Below are 15,350 nucleotides of genomic sequence, written 5' to 3'. Positions count from 1 at the left end.
AGCCTCGCCGTCAGACGCGCATCGGCATCACGACGTAGATCGCGGTCGGGTCGTCGCCCTCGCGCATGAGGGTGGGGTCGCCCGCGTTGTTGAACATGAAGACCGCGTTCTCGCGGTCGACCTGCTGCGCGATCTCCTGCAGGTACTTGGCGTTGAACCCGATCTCCAGCTTCTCGTCGGCGTAGGCGACGGCCAGCTCCTCCTCCGCGGCACCGGAATCGGGGGCGTTCACCGACAGCACGAGACGGTCCTCGTCCAGCGACAGCTTCACCGCGCGGGAGCGTTCGGAGGACACGGTGGCGACCCGGTCCACCGCGCGGGCGAACTCGGCCGCGTCGACTTCCAGCTTGCGGGGGTTGGCGGCGGGGATCACGCGGGCGTAGTCCGGGAAGGTCCCGTCGATCACCTTCGACGTCAGGGTGATGCCGGTTCCTGCCTCTGCGGACTCGGTGGCGAAGCGGATCTTCGTTTCCGACACGGACACGGTGATGTCCGCCTCGTCGTCGTCGAGCAGCTTGCGGATCTCGACGACCGCCTTGCGGGGCACGATGACGCCGGGCAGTTCCTCCGCCCCCTCGGGCAGGGCGGCGTCGACGCGGGCCAGGCGGTGCCCGTCGGTCGCCACGGCGCGCAGGACGCGCCCGTCGTCCGATTCGGCCACGTGCAGGTAGACACCGTTCAAATAGTAACGCGTCTCCTCCGTCGAGATGGCGAAGCGCGACTTGTCGAACAGCCGGCGCAGGGTGGGTGCGGGACAGGTGAAGGTGGCCGCGAAGTCCTCGGACGCCATGGCGGGGAAGTCGTCCTTGGGCAGCGTCGCCAGCTCGAACCGCGACCGCCCGGCCGCGATGCTGACGCGCCCCTTGGCACCGTCCTCCTCGACGGCGACGAGGGCGCCGTCGGGCAGCTTGCGCACGATCTCGTGGAACAGCTGCGCGCTGACGGTCGCGCCGCCCGCGCGGTCGACCTTCGCGGGGGCGCGGTCGATCACCTCGATGTCCAGGTCCGTCGCGCGGAACCGGATCGTGTCCCCTTCGGCATCCAGCAGGATGTTGGCCAGGATCGGGATCGTGTTCCGGCGTTCGACCACCGACTGGGCCTGCGAGACCGCCTTGAGGAGCGCGGCGCGCTCGATGCTGAACTTCATGGGTCCCCCGGGGCCGTTGCGGACCGGCAGGATAGCCGACCCGACGGTCCGCGCAAGCCTTGTTCCCTTAGCCTTCCAGCTTGCGCTGGAGCAGTTGGGCATCCTCGGCCAACTGGCTGTCGGTGCGCATCAACTCCTCGATCTTGCGCACGGCATAGAGGACGGTGGTGTGGTCCTTGCCGCCGAACTTGCGCCCGATCTCGGGATAGGATCGCGGGGTCAGCTTCTTGGCGAGATACATGGCCATCTGGCGGGGGCGGGCGACGGACCGCGTGCGACGGGCGGAGGTCATGTCCGACATCCGCAGGTTGTAGTGCTCGCAGGTCTTCTTCATGATCTCGTCGATCGTCAGCTTGCGCCCCGACGCGCGCAGGAGATCGGTCAGGACCTCGCCCACCTGTTCCGTGTGGATGGGCCGGCGGATCAGCTCCCAATAGTGGAACAGCCGCGTAATCGCACCTTCGAGGACGCGGATCGACTGCGACACGCGGGCGGCGAGGAACTCCAGCACGCCTTCGGCCAGAACGAAGTCGGGCTGCATGTCACGGTACTGCGCATAGCGGTGCTGCATGATCCCGAGCCTCAGCTCGTAGTCGGCGGGGTGCAGGTCGATCACGAGGCTGGATTGCAACCGCGAGGTGATGCGTTCGGACACGTCCGAGATCTCGGCCGGGCTGCGGTCGGCGGACAGGACCACCTGCTTTCCGTTGTCCACCAGGGCGTTGTATGTGTGGAAGAACTCCTCCTGCGTGGAATCCTTGCCTGCGATGAACTGCATGTCGTCGACCAGCAGGACGTCGACGGACCGGAACATGGCCTTGAAGGACATCGTGTTGTGGTCGCGCAGGGCCTGCACGAAGCGGTACATGAACTGCTCGGCCGACAGGAACAGGACGCTGCAATCGGGGCGGCGCTGGCGCAGCTCCCAGGCGATGGCCTGCATCAGGTGCGTTTTGCCCAGGCCGACGCCCCCATGCAGGAACAGCGGGTTGAACGTGACGGCCGCCCCGGTGGCCACGCGCTTCGCGGCGGCGTGGGCCAGCTCGTTCGACTTGCCGACCACGAACGTCTCGAAGGTGAAACGGGGGTCCAGGCCATCTACCGGGCGTGGCTTTGCGCGGGCCTTCTGAGCGGGCGACAGGTCGGTATCGCCCGTCAGGATGCGGGGCTTGGTGCCGGGCATCTGCGCGGAGCAGATCAGACGCGTCGCGTCGACGCCGGCCTCGCCCGCATGCCGCAGGATCACGTCGGCGAAGTGCTGCACGACCCAGCGTCCGATGAAGTCGGTCGGCGAGTTCAACGCCAGCGTGCGGTCGTCGCAGGACTGGAACTCCAGCGGCTTGATCCAGGCCGCGAAGTTGTTCGCGCCCACGGATTTCTCGATCTCGCCCTTAACGGCGTCCCACGTCTCGATGGTCACTGGCGGCCCCCATATCCTTATCTGCTCTGCATGGTCAGGACTGGTGCCAAGCCAGACCCCGGGCCTTCCAACCATTGTGGCCCCCACGGTGACGCAGCACATCCAGATCGCCCTCGAACCCTTCGGCGACGTTCGTGCACCTGACCGGCGACCCCATGGCAGTGGAGTGTTCGGCGACCGCTCGCGCGGCATGCAGCGACCGTACGCCGGATCGGCACAGGAACAGGATGCGGGTTGGCAGACCCTGCATCGCGTCCAGCACCTCACCGGCGAAAGCCGGGTTCGGGGACATGCCGGGCCAGGTCTTCCATTGGACGCGAACAGCGTCCCGACCGAGCTCCGACAGATCGGGGCCACCGACGAAATCCCATTCCGCGGCGGACCTGACATCCACGAGCACGACGCCGTCGTCTTTCGACAAGATGTCCCAGGCGTCGAGAGGCCCCACCTCGTCGACGTCGGGTCCGTCGTTCGTGCTCATGAACGTCCCCATAAGTGCGATCTGACTCGCTGTGGATGGGGATATCGTCCCGGCCGCGGGGGCTTCAACGACTCTTCGTTGTTGACTCGCAAATGCAGTGACACGAATCTGTCGCACCCGCAGAAAACGGTGGCGCATCAAATGGAAAGCGGCGCGCCCGAAAGGACGCGCCGCCGCTTGGTCGTCTGTTGCTTTCGCGCCGGACTCCCGTTCAGGCCCCGGCGCCGAGGCCCTTCACCCGGCTGGACAGCCGAGACATCTTCCGAGCCGCCGTGTTCTTGTGGACGATGCCCTTCGTAACGCCCTTCATCAGGTGAGGCTGAGCCTCCCGCAGGGCAGCCTGGGCCGCGTCCTGATCGCCGGCGGCGATCGCCTCCTCGACCTTGCGCAGATAGGTGCGGATGCGCGAGCGGCGGGCGCGATTGACGGTGAAGCGGTCCGCGTTCTGGCGTGCGCGTTTCTTCGCCTGGGGGGAGTTGGCCATGGGTCGGTTCCTTCGTGCCGGTGCCCGTATGGGCAGAGAATCGCCAAAGCGCGCGGGCGGGCCGACACCGGGTTCACGAACCGGTCGTTCCGGCCGAAGCGGGCCTCACGCGCATGATCGGCCGCCGTCTAGGACAGGGTGGCAGACAGGTCAACATGGGGTGGACGCACCGTCACACTCACGGCATCGAGGGGTCGGGAAGGTGGGGCCAATCCATGACGACCTTGATCTATGGCTACGACCCGATCTGCGGGTGGTGCTTCGGCGCCGCACCCGCGATTCGCGCCGCCGCGGGGGTGATGCCCGTCCGTCTGGTAATGGCGGGACTGGTCACGGGACCACGCGTCGCTCCGGCCGCCGCGATGGAAGGCTATGTCCGGGGCGCCGCCGAGCGGCTGCGCGCGGTGACGGGCCGGGCCCCATCGCCGGCGTTCTACGCTTGGATGAGGCATCCCGATGCCGTCGCCGCGTCCGGCCCGCCCGCGGTGGCGGTGGATGCCGTGCGGCGGGTCCGGCCCGGCGCGGTCCTGCCCTTCGCCCATGCGGTCACGGAAGCACATTACGTCGATGGAATGGATCCCAACGATCCCGACGCCTACGCGCCGCTGCTGGACCGACACGCGCCGGACGTGACGCTGCCCGATCTGCACGACCCGGCCGCGCAGGATGCGGCCTTCGCGGAAGGGCGGGCACGGGGGATCCGGGCGTTCCCGACGCTTCTGCTGGATCGCGGGGGCGACCCGGAACCGATCCCGATGCTGTACGATCCCGATGCCCTGGTGGCGGAACTGAAGCGCCGCATCGGCGTCTGACCGGCCTGGAACGGTAGGTACCGATCGGCGGGGAGGGCACCCGTCGCTCAACTGGTTTCCCCCGTGACCAACTCGAATCCAACGTCGATCACCGGCCCCACCGCGACGCCCCTCATCGTATCCAAGATGCAGCGGGCCGCAATGCGTCCGATCGCGCGGCGGGGCGGGCTGATCGTGGTCAACCTGCGGGGGAGGACGCGGCCGCCGACCGTGTCGCCGTATCCCATGAGGGCGACGCGGCCCGGCACGTCGACGCCTTCCGCCAGGCAATGCATCATGCCGCCCGCCGCGGCGGTATCGTTCGCAAAGATCGCCGCGTCGATCGCCGGGTCCGCCGCCAGCAGGGCGGCCAAGTCGCGCCGTCCGTCCAGAAGCGTGACGGCGCCGGCGGACGGCGCCCGTGGCTCGACGAGCACGACGTCACGCTCGGCCGCCACTGCGCGCGCCCCATCGAGGCGCGCCGCCGCCGACAGGTCGCGCGGGTCCCACCCGATCCAGGCGATGCGCGTCCTGCCGCGGTCGATCAGATGGCGGGCCGACGCGCGTCCGGCGCCATGCTGATCGATCCCCACGGCAATCCCGGCTCGGCGGCGTCCCGTGTTCATGATCTCGACGATCGGCACGTCCGCGTTGCGCAGCATCGCCTCGACCCGTGCGGTATGGCCGATGGCCGGAAGGATCACGCCTGCCGGCCGCCACGATAGCATGGATTGCAAGAGCGATTCCTCGCGCCGCTCGTCGTAGTCCGAGATGCCCAGGACGGGGTTGTAGTCCTTGCGGCTCAACTCGACCCCGATGCCGTCCACGACCTCGTCGAAGATGGCGTTCCCCAGGGACGGGATCACGACCGCCACCTGATCGGACCGCGATCGCCCCAGAGAGCCGGCCAACCGGTTGCGCACGTATCCCGTCCTCGCGACGACCGCCATTACGCGGTCCCGCGTCCGTGCGGACACGACGCCCTTGCCGCTGAGCACGCGGCTGACGGTCATCTCGGAGACGCCCGCCGCCTCCGCCACGTCGCGCAACGTGTTCCGCCTGGACTTGGTCAGGATCGTTCACCCAATTGTTAGCGGCCGACAATCTAACAGTAGATCTGGCGCGGACCGCGGGTCTAGCGTCGTGGCCATGAACCCGTCACGCAGGCTGGACATCGCGATCGTTGGCGGCTCCCTGGCAGGGTGCATGGCGGCGGTATCTCTGCGCCGGGCCGGGCACGACGTCACCGTGTACGAGCGTTCGCGCGCGGGGCTGGTCGGCCGGGGCGGCGGCGTCACGACGTCGCGCGCCGTGCTCGACGGGTTGAAGGGCCAAGGTCTGATCGACCGTGACTTCCCGTCCGCCCCCTATACCGAGATCCTTCTGTCGAAGGCCGTGGGACCGGACGACCGCTATGGCCGATGCCCTCTCCGCCTGCCGCTGGCCATGCACTGCCTGCATTGGTCCGGGCTGTGGGAGAACATCCGCAAACGCGTGCCTGACGATGCCTATCACAATGGGATGGCCCTGGACCGGGCGGAGGATACGGGCGATAGCGTGATGCTGTCCTTCGAGGACGGCACGCGGGCCCGGGCCGATCTGGTCTGCTTCGCGGACGGCTATGCCTCGCAGGGGCGACGAGCGATGTTCCCGCAGACGGCGCTCGTCTATCGCGACTATCTGGTCTGGCGGGGCGTCGTCAGCGAAGCCGACATCGGCACCGACCCGATCCTGGAGCAGCATCCCCGCATCTCGCTGCGCGACGGGCGCGGCAGCTTCATCTCCTACGTGATCCACGATCGCGACGGCAGCCTGCATCCCGGGCGGCGGCTGGTGAACTGGGCGGTCTATTTGGACCTGCCGGAGGCGGAACTGGACGACTTCATGATCGACGCCGCGGGACGGGCGCGGACCGGCACGATCCCGGCCGGGCACATGCGTCCCGAACAGGATGCCGCCCTCAAGGACCGGATGCGCCGCGCGCTGCCGACCTATTTCGCGGACATGGCCGCCGCGTCGCGGGACAACCAGATCCAGTTGATCTACACCGCGCGGCCCCCCGCCTATCGCAAGGGGCGGATGTGCCTCCTGGGCGATGCCGGCGCGATGGTGCCGCCCTTGACGGGGGCGGGCCTGTTCAAGGGATACGAGAATGCGACCGGGCTTGGCCGGGCGTTGTCGGGCGACGGGCCATCCGACCTGGATGCCGCGTTGGACGGCTGGTCCGACCGACAGATGGTCCTGGCCGACGCGATGCTGGAGATGGGCCATCAGATGGAGCGCGCGTTCCTCTACGACACGATCGACTTGGCGACCGCGGGTGAGGCGGAGGCGCGGGCCTGGTTCGACGACGCTCTGCGCATCGCGCCGGAATTCAGCTACTTCGATCCCTCGCTCGCCCGCCCAGCGCAGGCCGCGCAATGAGCGGCGTGCAACTGGCGCATATCCGCAAGAGCTATGGCTCGGTGGAGGTGATCCCGGATCTCAGCCTCGACATCGCCGAGGGCGAGTTCGTGGTGCTCGTCGGTCCGTCGGGCTGCGGCAAGTCGACCACCCTGCGCATGATCGCGGGGTTGGAGAAGGTGTCTTCCGGCCAGATCGCCATCGCCGGGCGGGACGTCACATGGACCCGGCCCAAGGAACGAGACATCGCGATGGTGTTCCAGTCCTACGCGCTCTACCCGCACATGAACGTGGCCGAGAACATGTCCTTCGCGCTGCGCCTGGCTGGCACCCCGAAGGCGGAGGTCCAGGACCGCGTCCACCGCGCCGCCGACATGTTGGAGCTGACACCCTATCTGGACCGCAAGCCCAAGGACCTGTCGGGCGGCCAGCGCCAGCGGGTCGCCATGGGCCGGTCCATCGTGCGCGACGCCTACGTGTTCCTGTTCGACGAACCGCTGTCGAACCTGGACGCCAAGCTGCGCGCGTCGATGCGCACCGAACTGGCGTTGCTGCACCAGCGGCTGGACCGGACCATGATTTACGTCACGCACGATCAGATCGAGGCGATGACCATGGCCGACCGCATCGTCATCATGGACGGCGGGCGGATCCAGCAGGTCGGCACCCCGAAGGCGGTCTACAACGATCCGGTCAACACGTTCGTGGCCACCTTCATCGGGTCGCCCGCGATGACCCTGGTGCCCGCCGACCTGTCGGAGGAGGGCGGGCGCGTCGTCGCGCGCGGGGACGGCTTCGCGCTGCCCTTGCCGGACCGTCTGAAGGCGGCCGCGCGCCGGGCCGCGTCGCGCGGCGTGACCTTGGGCCTGCGGCCGGAGCACTTCGCCGCCACGCCGCGCGGCCAGGACGACGCGCCGGTCCACCTGGACGTCAAGGTCGCCGAATACATCGGGTCAAGCCAGTACCTGGCGGCGCGCATGGGCTCCCATGACATCACCGCCGCGGTGGAGGTGGGCCCCGAGGCCGACCGCCTGACCGCCGGCACGTACCATTTCGACACGCAGCGACTGTACCTCTTCGACCGCAGGACGGGGGACAGCCTGACCCGTGCGGGGTGATCCGCGCGGAACGACACGACCATGCCACGATCTAGGGAGGACGACAGCATGTGCACGACAAGGACCACGCCCCTCGCCACGACGGCGATCCTAGCCGCGACGGCGGCCTTCGCGAATCCGTACGCGCCGTACGAAGGACAGACGATCGTCGTGTCCTGGCCCGCGCTCAGCCACTTCCAGAAGGCAGAAACGCTGGTGGAGGAGTTCATGGAGGAGACGGGTATCGACGTCGAGATCGACGCGCTACAGTACCTGTCCCTGCGCGACCGCCAATTGCTGGAGATGTCCAAGCGCGAGGGCGAGTACGACGTCGTGTCGTGGGTGGTGATGTGGAAGGGGGAATACGCCTCCAAGGGGCTGCTGACGCCCCTGTCGCAGTTCTTCGCCCGCCCGCAACTGGTCGATCCCGACTACGACATCGACGACATCGCCGATGCGTACCTGCAGAACGGCGGCGTGGTCGGTGGCGACAAGGGATACCTGCCCGGCGTGTCCGGCGCGCTCTACGGCATCCCGTTCGGCGCGGAGACGTCGATCCTGGCCTATCGCACGGACATTTTCGAGGAGCAGGGCGTCGAGGTGCCCCAGACCTACGACGCCTTGCGCCAGGTGATGCAGGATCTGGACGCGGCCGGCGTCCCCGCGATGACGTCGCGCGGCTCGACCGGCCACCAGGTCACGGCGGCCTGGCTGATGCATCTGGCCCCCCTGGGCGGAAAGATCTTCGACGACCAGTGGAACCCCGTCATCAACTCGCCGGAGGCCGTGGAAGCGGCGGAGGTCCTGCGCGAGGTCGTGCAGACCGGCCCCACCGGCATCCCCACCTTCGGCTTCGGCGAGGCGGCGGCGGCGTTCCTGCAGGGCGAGGCGGCGATGCACCTGGACACGCTGAAGATCGCGGCGATGTCGCGGGACCCGGACCTGTCGCAGATCGACGGCAACGTGGGCTATGCGCTGCATCCCGAAGGGTCGCGCTGCGGGGCCGAGACCGGAGGGTTCGCGCTGGGCATCCCCGCCAACGCGCCCAACCCGGAGGCCGCGTTCCTGTTCATCCAGTACATGACGGACAAGGCCGGCGATCAGCGTATGGTCGAACTGGGGGGCGATCCGATCCGCATGTCCACATTGGAGGCCAACACCGAAGGTTTCGACGAGTACCCCGTGGTGCTGGAGCAGCTGCCCTGCGCGGATCCCGACTGGCGCCCGCTGATCCCCGAATGGAACGAGCTGAACATCGACGTCCTGGGCCAGGCCCTGACGGAGGTCATCACGACCGATGGTCCGATCCAGCCCATCATGGACGCCGCCAACGAGAAGGCCCGCGCGATCATGGAGCGCGAGGGCTACTACGTCTGGCAGTCCGCCGACTGATCGGTCTGCCGCCGGGGGGCGCCGTCACGGGGCCCCCCATCCCGCGCCCTCCGCGAACGGAACCCCCATGACCGACGGCACGACCGATCCGCTGACGCGCCCGTTGCCCGCGCCGACGCCGCGTCCGCGGTTCGAAGCGGGGTTCCTGACGCCCTATGCGTTCATCGGACCCGCGCTGGTCGTGATGGCTGCGGGGCTCCTCTATCCGGTCGTGATGGCGTTCTACCTGTCCTTCTACGACTGGCAGATCGGCTTGGAGTTGGAGGACGCGCCCTTCGTCGGGCTGACCAACTTCGGACGCATGCTGGTCGACCACCAGGTCTGGGAGGTGCTCTGGGTCACGATCCGGTTCGGCTTCTGGACCATCACCATCGAGATGACGCTGGGCATCGCCCTGGCGCTGTTGCTGGAGAAGCCGATCCGCGGCGCATCGGTCTTTCGCACCATCTTCATCTTGCCCCTGATGGTGTCGCCTGTCGTGGTGGGGCTGATCTGGCGGTACCTGTTCGACGCGCGTGTCGGCTGGATCAACTACTACGCTGGCGCCTGGTTCGGGATCGAGCCGCAGATCTGGCTAGGCGACCCGCAACTGGCCTTCTTCGCCATCGTCTTCGTGGACATCTGGCAGTGGACGCCCTTCATCTTCATCATCGTGCTGGCCGGCCTGCAGGCCCTGCCGTCGGAGGTGGTGGAGGCATCCACGATCGACGGCGCGACGTGGTGGCAGCAGATCCTGTTCGTGAAGCTGCCGATGATCCGCTCGATCCTGGTCATCGCGCTGTTGATGCGCCTGATCGACGTGTTCCGGGGGCTGGAGGTCATGCTCATCATGACGGGCGGCGGCCCGGGGCGGTCGACCGAGCTCCTGTCGCTGCACATCTACAACCGCGCGTTCGAGACGCAGCAACTGGGCTATGCCTCCGCGATATCGGTGCTGCTGATCCTGATCGTGTTCGGCATGTCGGCGGCGATCCTGCTGCTGGCCAACCCCATGCGGGAGCGTTCCGATGTCTGACCGGGTCCGGGACGATGCCTTGCGCCAACTGGGCCATTACGTGGCGCTTCTGATCCTGGCGGCCTTCGCGCTGGCGCCGATCTGGGTGATGATCGCCACGTCGTTCAAGAACGAGGTGCTGGTCCAGGATTCCACCCCGTTGTGGTTCTTCTTCGTGCCCACGCTCGACAATTACGCCCACATCCTCGACCGGGGGCGGTTCGATCGGTACCTGACCAACTCCGCCATCGTGGCGACCGCATCCACGGCGATGACGCTGCTGCTGGGGGGGTTCTGCGCCTATGCCCTGGCGCGCACCAGCTTCCGCGGGCGGCAGCTGATGGCGAACTCGACGCTGCTGGTGCGCATGGTGCCGCCCGCCGTGCTGGCCGTGCCGGCCTTCGCCTTCGTCCTGGCCTCGGGGGTGGAGAACGACCTGGTGGTGCTGACCGTCCTCTACACAGCACTGAACCTGCCCTTCGCGATCTGGCTGCTTTTCGGGTTCTACAAGCAGATCCCCGTGGAGCTGGAGGAGGCCGCCATCGTGGACGGCGCGTCGCCCCTGCAGGTCTTCTTCCGCGTCCTGCTGCCGCTGATGAAGTCGGGTTATGCCGTCGCCGCCATCTTCACGTTCCGCATCGCCTGGAACGAGTTCATCCTGGCGTTGCTGCTGACGGGCCGTCGCACGCGCACGCTGCCCGTGGCGGCCGCGGGCTACATCACCGACACGGGGGTCGAATGGGGACGCATCATGGCGATGGGCACACTGATCGTCATTCCGCCGCTCCTGTTCACCTTCTTCGCGGCCCGCCAGATCATCGCGGGCATGACGGCCGGCGCGGTGAAGGGCTGACGGTCACGCGTCGCGGCCGTCACCCGTCGGCCGCCTCGGTCCACCCGACCCCTCGGCCCGCCGTTCGCGCAGGTAGCCGGCCAGCATCGCCGCATGCGCCGTCCCGATCAGGACCGAACGGACGACCGCGCGTGGCGTCGGACGGCGGAGCGGGTGCAGCAGGAGGCCGGCATAGAACGCCTTGCCGCCCATCTCGACCGATCCCGTCCCGCTGTCGCGCACGCGCCCGTGGAACCGCCGCGCCCCGCGGCCATAGGCGTATTGCTGCCGCAGGAAGCCCGCGCCGGTCATGGCGTGCAGATGGGTCACCACCGCATCCGGCGCGTGTCGCAAGTGGCCCCCCGCCGCCTTCCACCGGAACGACAGGTCCCGATCCTCCGACGCGAAGGCATAGGACGCATCGAACCCCCCGAGGTCCAGGAACCGGTCGCGGTCCACGCACAGGTTGTTGGTCGTGAAGAAGGCCAAGCGCCCGTCGAAGCCCCCGAACGCGCCGTAGCTGTAGGTCAGGATCGCCTGGGCCGCGTCGGACCAGACGTTGCGGTCCAACCCGTTCACGACGAGCCCGCCGACGAGCGCGTCCGGGTCGCCCGCCTGTGTTTCGATCAGCGCGCGGGCCCAGCCCGGCTCGGGGCGGCAATCGTCGTCGATGAACAGGACCAGTCGGGTCCGGGCTTCCGCCACGCCCCGGTTGCGGGCCACGCCCGGACCGGCATTGTCCTGTCGGATGCAGCGGACCGCGTCGCCGAAGGGCGCGCAGACGGGCGCAAGGGGTTCGGGGCTGCCATCGTCCACCACCACGACGGGGTAGGGGCCACCATCAAGCGCCCCGAGCGCGGCGAGGCAGTCGCGGACATGCGCCGGCCGCCCGAAGCTGGGCAGGACGATCGTCGCCTGTGGCTCGGTCACGTCGTGGCGCGGCCGTTGAACCAGGACCGCAAGCCGTCGTGCAGCGGAGGCGGAAGCAGCGTCGCGGCGCAGGCGGCCAGACGGACGCGCCACAGCGGGTCCTTCGCCATCGCGCGCGGGTCGTGGGCCAGGGCGGACAGGACGTGACGCCGGGCCGCGCGATGGTCCCCCGTCTGATAGGCCACCGTCGCCCAATAGAGGGCGAAGCGAGCCCGCATCAGCCGCCGCTGCGCCCGGCTGGGCCGCAGGCCCAATCGATCCCATTTCGCGACGAGCTGATCGTGGCCGCGGCGCATGCGGGACAGGTCCGCGGTGATCTGCCCCGATCGCCTGCGATAGTCGACCAGATGGTCGGCAACGCAACCGACCCGGCCCTCGCCCTCGCCCGCCAGCGCGATCCAATAGTCCATGTCGATGCACGACGTCAGGTCGGGATCGAATCCGTCGACCCGGTCCACCGCCGATCGTCGTGCGACGATGCCCGTCCCGGTGTGGATCGGGTTCGCCACCAGGATGTCGATGGCGGCGAACCGGTCTTGCGACACGGGCGGCCGCAATCCGGTCACGTTGCCATCCGCGTCGATGTAGCGGCATAGCGGGAAGGTATAGGCCAGCGAGGGGTCGTCCCACAGCAGGGCGACCGACCGGGCGATCAGGTCCGGATGCCATCGGTCGTCCGCGTCCGCGAAGGCGACGAAGGGCCCGGTCGTCCGCGCCAGCGCCGCGTTCCGCGCGGCCCCCGCGCCGGCATTCGCCTGATGCAGGACGGTCATCCGCCGTCCGGGTTCCGTCCACCCGTCGGCCAGCGCGTCCAGGACCCCCGCGGTCCCGTCGCGCGATCCGTCGTCGACGGCGATCAACTCGATGTCGGGCCAGGTCTGCGCGTGGATCGTATCCACGGCCTCCGCCACGAACGGCTCCACGTCGTAGGCGGGCAGCACGACGCTGACGGTCGGCCCGCCCGCAGCCGCTTCGCCGTACCCCCGCATCACGCGTCCGCGTGGCCCCGGGACGCCATCGGGGGCGGTCCCATGACCGGCGCCGCGCCGACCTTGCGGGCCCGGCGGTCCTGGCGTTCCACCAGGATGCGGTTGACGATGCGTTCCGGGAACATCGTGACACGTGCCGCCCGCTTGGCCAGGGACGGCTTCGCGCGCAGGCCCGGCACGCGGAACATCATCGGCGTCAGGATCCCCTGCAGGCGCCGCAGGACGTAGATCTGCCGTTTGCGCGCGACGTAGCCGTCCGGCACCGACAGGTTCCACTTGGCGATGAAGTGATTGAGCGATCGCAGACCATAGGCGTTCGACCAGCGAAGCGAGAAGAAAGGCCAGTCCTCCGGCGACATGGGCCGCGCGCGGCACGGAAAGACATAGGTGACCACCGAGGACGGCTCGAACCACACCGATCCCCCGGCCGCCTTCACCATCATGCAGAAGTCGATATGCTCCTTGGTGGACAGCATCCCCTCGTCCAAGGGGCCGATCCGATCGAACACGTCGCGCCGGGTCAGCGCGCAATGGAACTCCGACATCCCGGTTTCCTGCCGGGTCAGCTTGCCCTGCCAGTCCGCGACCTTGTCGCCGTGGCCGTGCATCACCTCGTCGAAGGCCCGACCGAGGTCGGGGTTCCCCGCGAAGAACCCGGCCATGTCCCCCCCCGCGGCATAGTCGCCACCCGCGTGGTGGATCTCCGTATGCGCGGGGAGGCCTTGACAGGTCAGGGGTGCGACGACGTCCGCGCCCTCCTCGTCCGCACACGCGATCAGGCGGTCCAGCCAGCCGTCCGAATAGATCACGTCGTTGTCGCAGAAGGCGACGAACTCCGTCTCCGCATGGCGCACGCCGATGTTGCGGGCTTGGTTCGGGGTCAGGAAATGGTCCGTCCGGACCAGGGTGAACCCCCGCGCCTCCGCTTGTTCGGCCAGGTACGTGCGCCATCGGTCCGGGCTGTTCCCGTCCACATAGACCAGGCGCACGCCCGGCGTATGCTCGAACAGGCTGTCGAGGGATTCGGCCGTCATGCCGAAGCGTTCGCGCTGCGTCACGATCACGGTGCAGCGCTCCGCCGCGGGCGTCGTCGCCTCCGGGGTCGAGGTCGCTTGGGTCTGGTCGTCCATGTCAGCCTCCTTCGGCTCTGCGGATGGCCGCGTCATAGACGGCCAGGGTCTTCTCGGTCACGCGTGTCATCGCATAGGCGTCGATCACGTCGGCGCGTCCTGCCTCGCCCATGCGGGTCCAGTCGTCCGGGCAGGATGCCAGCTCGCGGATAGCGGCGGCCAGCGCGGACGGGTCGCGTTCCGGGACGAGGTATCCGTTCCGGCCGGGTACCACCAGTTCGGGAATGCCGCCATGGCGTGTGGCGATCACCGGCAGGCCCGTGGCCATCGCTTCCTTCAGCGTGTTCACGGGCGCGTCCGCGTCGCCGTCCTCCGCCGTGACCGAGGGCGCCAGCTTCGCATCGGCGCCGTGAAGCGCGCGCAGCACCTGCTCGCCCGTCGCGGCCCCGTGCAGCACGACCCGGTCCCCCAACCCCTGCGTGGCGATCCGATGTTCCAGATCCTCGCGCAACGGCCCCTCGCCATAGATGTCCAGGGTCGCGTCCAATCCGTCCAGGCGCGCCATCGCGTCGACCGCGTCAGGCAGGCCCTTCTTGCCCACCAGCCGACCGACCGCCACCAGGCGCAGGGGCCGGTCGCGGTACGGCTCCCGGTGGGGGGGCGGCTGGAACTGGTCCGTGTCGATGGGCGAGCCGACGACCGAGATGCGCTCCGGCGGGCAGCCCAGGCCGATGGCGATCTGGCGAAAGTGCTCGCAGTTCGCGATGAAGCCGTCGCCGCCCCGCATGAGATCGGCGTAGTAGTCGGGTCCGTGGTCCCGCACGTGTCGGGTGATGTCCGACCCCCGGAAATGCGTCACCAGCGCCCGCGTCCGAAGCGTGCCGTAGCGGCGGTGGCGGAGTGCCTTCTTGCCCATGTATCCGAACTGCGCATGGAAGACGTCGAAGGCCGGTTGGCGGGCCATCATGCGCGTGACGGCCATGGGCTTGCGGGGCAGCGCCGCGTCCATCGCCGCCAATCCCAGCAGTCCGACGCGCCCCGTGCCCCGTCCCAGTTTCCAGGCGAGGCGGGGATCGAACCGACCGGACCACCGCGCGTTGTGCACACGGTCCAGCAGACCGGCCTGCGCGACGACGGCATGATGGGGCGGAGGCTCGGGCCGCGGCGCGGTCGTCAGGATGCGGAGGTCGTCGACCCGCTCCACCAGGGCGGATGCCAGAAGTGCCACGAACCGTTCCGACAGCTTCGGAAAGTCGTCGACCAGCAGGCCCACGCGCCACGTGTCAGGCTCCATGCGGAACGCGTCCGATCCCCCGGCGG

15 protein-coding genes are annotated in these 15,350 nt (G+C 68.7%); 6 read left to right on the top strand and 9 right to left on the bottom strand.

Features of this window, described 5'->3' with window-relative positions:
* Positions 1 to 10: 10 nt before the first annotated feature.
* From dnaN to rpsT, 4 genes are all read right to left on the bottom strand, one after another.
* Complete coding sequence (gene dnaN, locus P0084_RS12175) at positions 11 to 1,147, bottom strand: DNA polymerase III subunit beta (RefSeq protein WP_308917126.1); 1,137 nt, start codon at positions 1,145 to 1,147, stop codon at positions 11 to 13.
* Positions 1,148 to 1,214: 67 nt separating this feature from the next.
* Complete coding sequence (gene dnaA / locus P0084_RS12170) at positions 1,215 to 2,567, bottom strand: chromosomal replication initiator protein DnaA (RefSeq protein ID WP_308917125.1); 1,353 nt, start codon at positions 2,565 to 2,567, stop codon at positions 1,215 to 1,217.
* A gap of 34 nt (positions 2,568 to 2,601) precedes the next feature.
* Complete coding sequence (locus tag P0084_RS12165) at positions 2,602 to 3,048, bottom strand: rhodanese-like domain-containing protein (protein WP_308917124.1); 447 nt, start codon at positions 3,046 to 3,048, stop codon at positions 2,602 to 2,604.
* Positions 3,049 to 3,259: 211 nt separating this feature from the next.
* Positions 3,260 to 3,532, bottom strand: coding sequence for a 30S ribosomal protein S20 (rpsT, locus tag P0084_RS12160; RefSeq protein WP_308917123.1), 273 nt, complete (start codon positions 3,530 to 3,532; stop codon positions 3,260 to 3,262).
* A gap of 215 nt (positions 3,533 to 3,747) precedes the next feature.
* Between rpsT and P0084_RS12155 the strand changes: the two genes are divergently transcribed.
* Positions 3,748 to 4,344, top strand: coding sequence for a hypothetical protein (locus P0084_RS12155; protein ID WP_308917122.1), 597 nt, complete (start codon positions 3,748 to 3,750; stop codon positions 4,342 to 4,344).
* A gap of 47 nt (positions 4,345 to 4,391) precedes the next feature.
* Here P0084_RS12155 and P0084_RS12150 read toward each other — a convergent pair whose 3' ends face one another.
* The gene (locus P0084_RS12150) at positions 4,392 to 5,363 is read right to left on the bottom strand and encodes a LacI family DNA-binding transcriptional regulator (RefSeq protein ID WP_308917169.1); all 972 of its coding nucleotides are present in this window, start codon (positions 5,361 to 5,363) and stop codon (positions 4,392 to 4,394) included.
* Positions 5,364 to 5,472: 109 nt separating this feature from the next.
* On the opposite strand from P0084_RS12150, the gene P0084_RS12145 reads away from it, so the two are divergent.
* From P0084_RS12145 to P0084_RS12125, 5 genes are all read left to right on the top strand, one after another.
* Positions 5,473 to 6,747, top strand: coding sequence for an FAD binding domain-containing protein (locus tag P0084_RS12145; protein ID WP_374213647.1), 1,275 nt, complete (start codon positions 5,473 to 5,475; stop codon positions 6,745 to 6,747).
* Positions 6,744 to 7,844, top strand: a complete 1,101-nt coding sequence (locus P0084_RS12140; RefSeq protein WP_308917120.1) for an ABC transporter ATP-binding protein — start codon at positions 6,744 to 6,746, stop codon at positions 7,842 to 7,844. The genes P0084_RS12145 and P0084_RS12140 overlap by 4 nt, the downstream gene beginning before the upstream one ends.
* 48 nt (positions 7,845 to 7,892) lie before the next feature.
* Positions 7,893 to 9,215, top strand: coding sequence for an ABC transporter substrate-binding protein (locus tag P0084_RS12135; RefSeq protein ID WP_308917119.1), 1,323 nt, complete (start codon positions 7,893 to 7,895; stop codon positions 9,213 to 9,215).
* 67 nt (positions 9,216 to 9,282) lie between these two features.
* Positions 9,283 to 10,230, top strand: coding sequence for a carbohydrate ABC transporter permease (locus P0084_RS12130; protein ID WP_308917118.1), 948 nt, complete (start codon positions 9,283 to 9,285; stop codon positions 10,228 to 10,230).
* Positions 10,223 to 11,062, top strand: a complete 840-nt coding sequence (locus tag P0084_RS12125) for a carbohydrate ABC transporter permease (RefSeq protein WP_308917117.1) — start codon at positions 10,223 to 10,225, stop codon at positions 11,060 to 11,062. Before P0084_RS12130 ends, P0084_RS12125 begins: the two co-directional genes overlap by 8 nt.
* 3 nt (positions 11,063 to 11,065) lie before the next feature.
* Here the strand turns inward: P0084_RS12125 and P0084_RS12120 are convergent, their stop codons facing one another.
* From P0084_RS12120 to P0084_RS12105, 4 genes are read right to left on the bottom strand one after another with little or no spacing between them, the layout of a single operon-like run.
* Positions 11,066 to 11,971 (bottom strand): glycosyltransferase family 2 protein, encoded by a 906-nt coding sequence (locus P0084_RS12120; RefSeq protein ID WP_308917116.1) that lies wholly within the window; start codon positions 11,969 to 11,971, stop codon positions 11,066 to 11,068.
* A complete protein-coding gene (locus tag P0084_RS12115) occupies positions 11,968 to 12,960 on the bottom strand; it encodes a glycosyltransferase (protein ID WP_308917115.1) in 993 nt (330 codons plus the stop codon). Before P0084_RS12115 ends, P0084_RS12120 begins: the two co-directional genes overlap by 4 nt.
* Positions 12,960 to 14,090: a glycosyltransferase family 2 protein gene (locus tag P0084_RS12110; protein WP_308917114.1), complete on the bottom strand. Its 1,131-nt coding sequence runs from the start codon at positions 14,088 to 14,090 to the stop codon at positions 12,960 to 12,962. Before P0084_RS12110 ends, P0084_RS12115 begins: the two co-directional genes overlap by 1 nt.
* 1 nt (position 14,091) lies before the next feature.
* The gene (locus tag P0084_RS12105) at positions 14,092 to 15,324 is read right to left on the bottom strand and encodes a glycosyltransferase (RefSeq protein ID WP_308917113.1); all 1,233 of its coding nucleotides are present in this window, start codon (positions 15,322 to 15,324) and stop codon (positions 14,092 to 14,094) included.
* Positions 15,325 to 15,350: the final 26 nt, after the last annotated feature.

The sequence above is a fragment of the Jannaschia maritima genome, from assembly GCF_030973515.1.
Lineage (GTDB): Bacteria > Pseudomonadota > Alphaproteobacteria > Rhodobacterales > Rhodobacteraceae > Jannaschia > Jannaschia maritima.
This window is presented reverse-complemented; position numbering and strand designations above follow the sequence as displayed.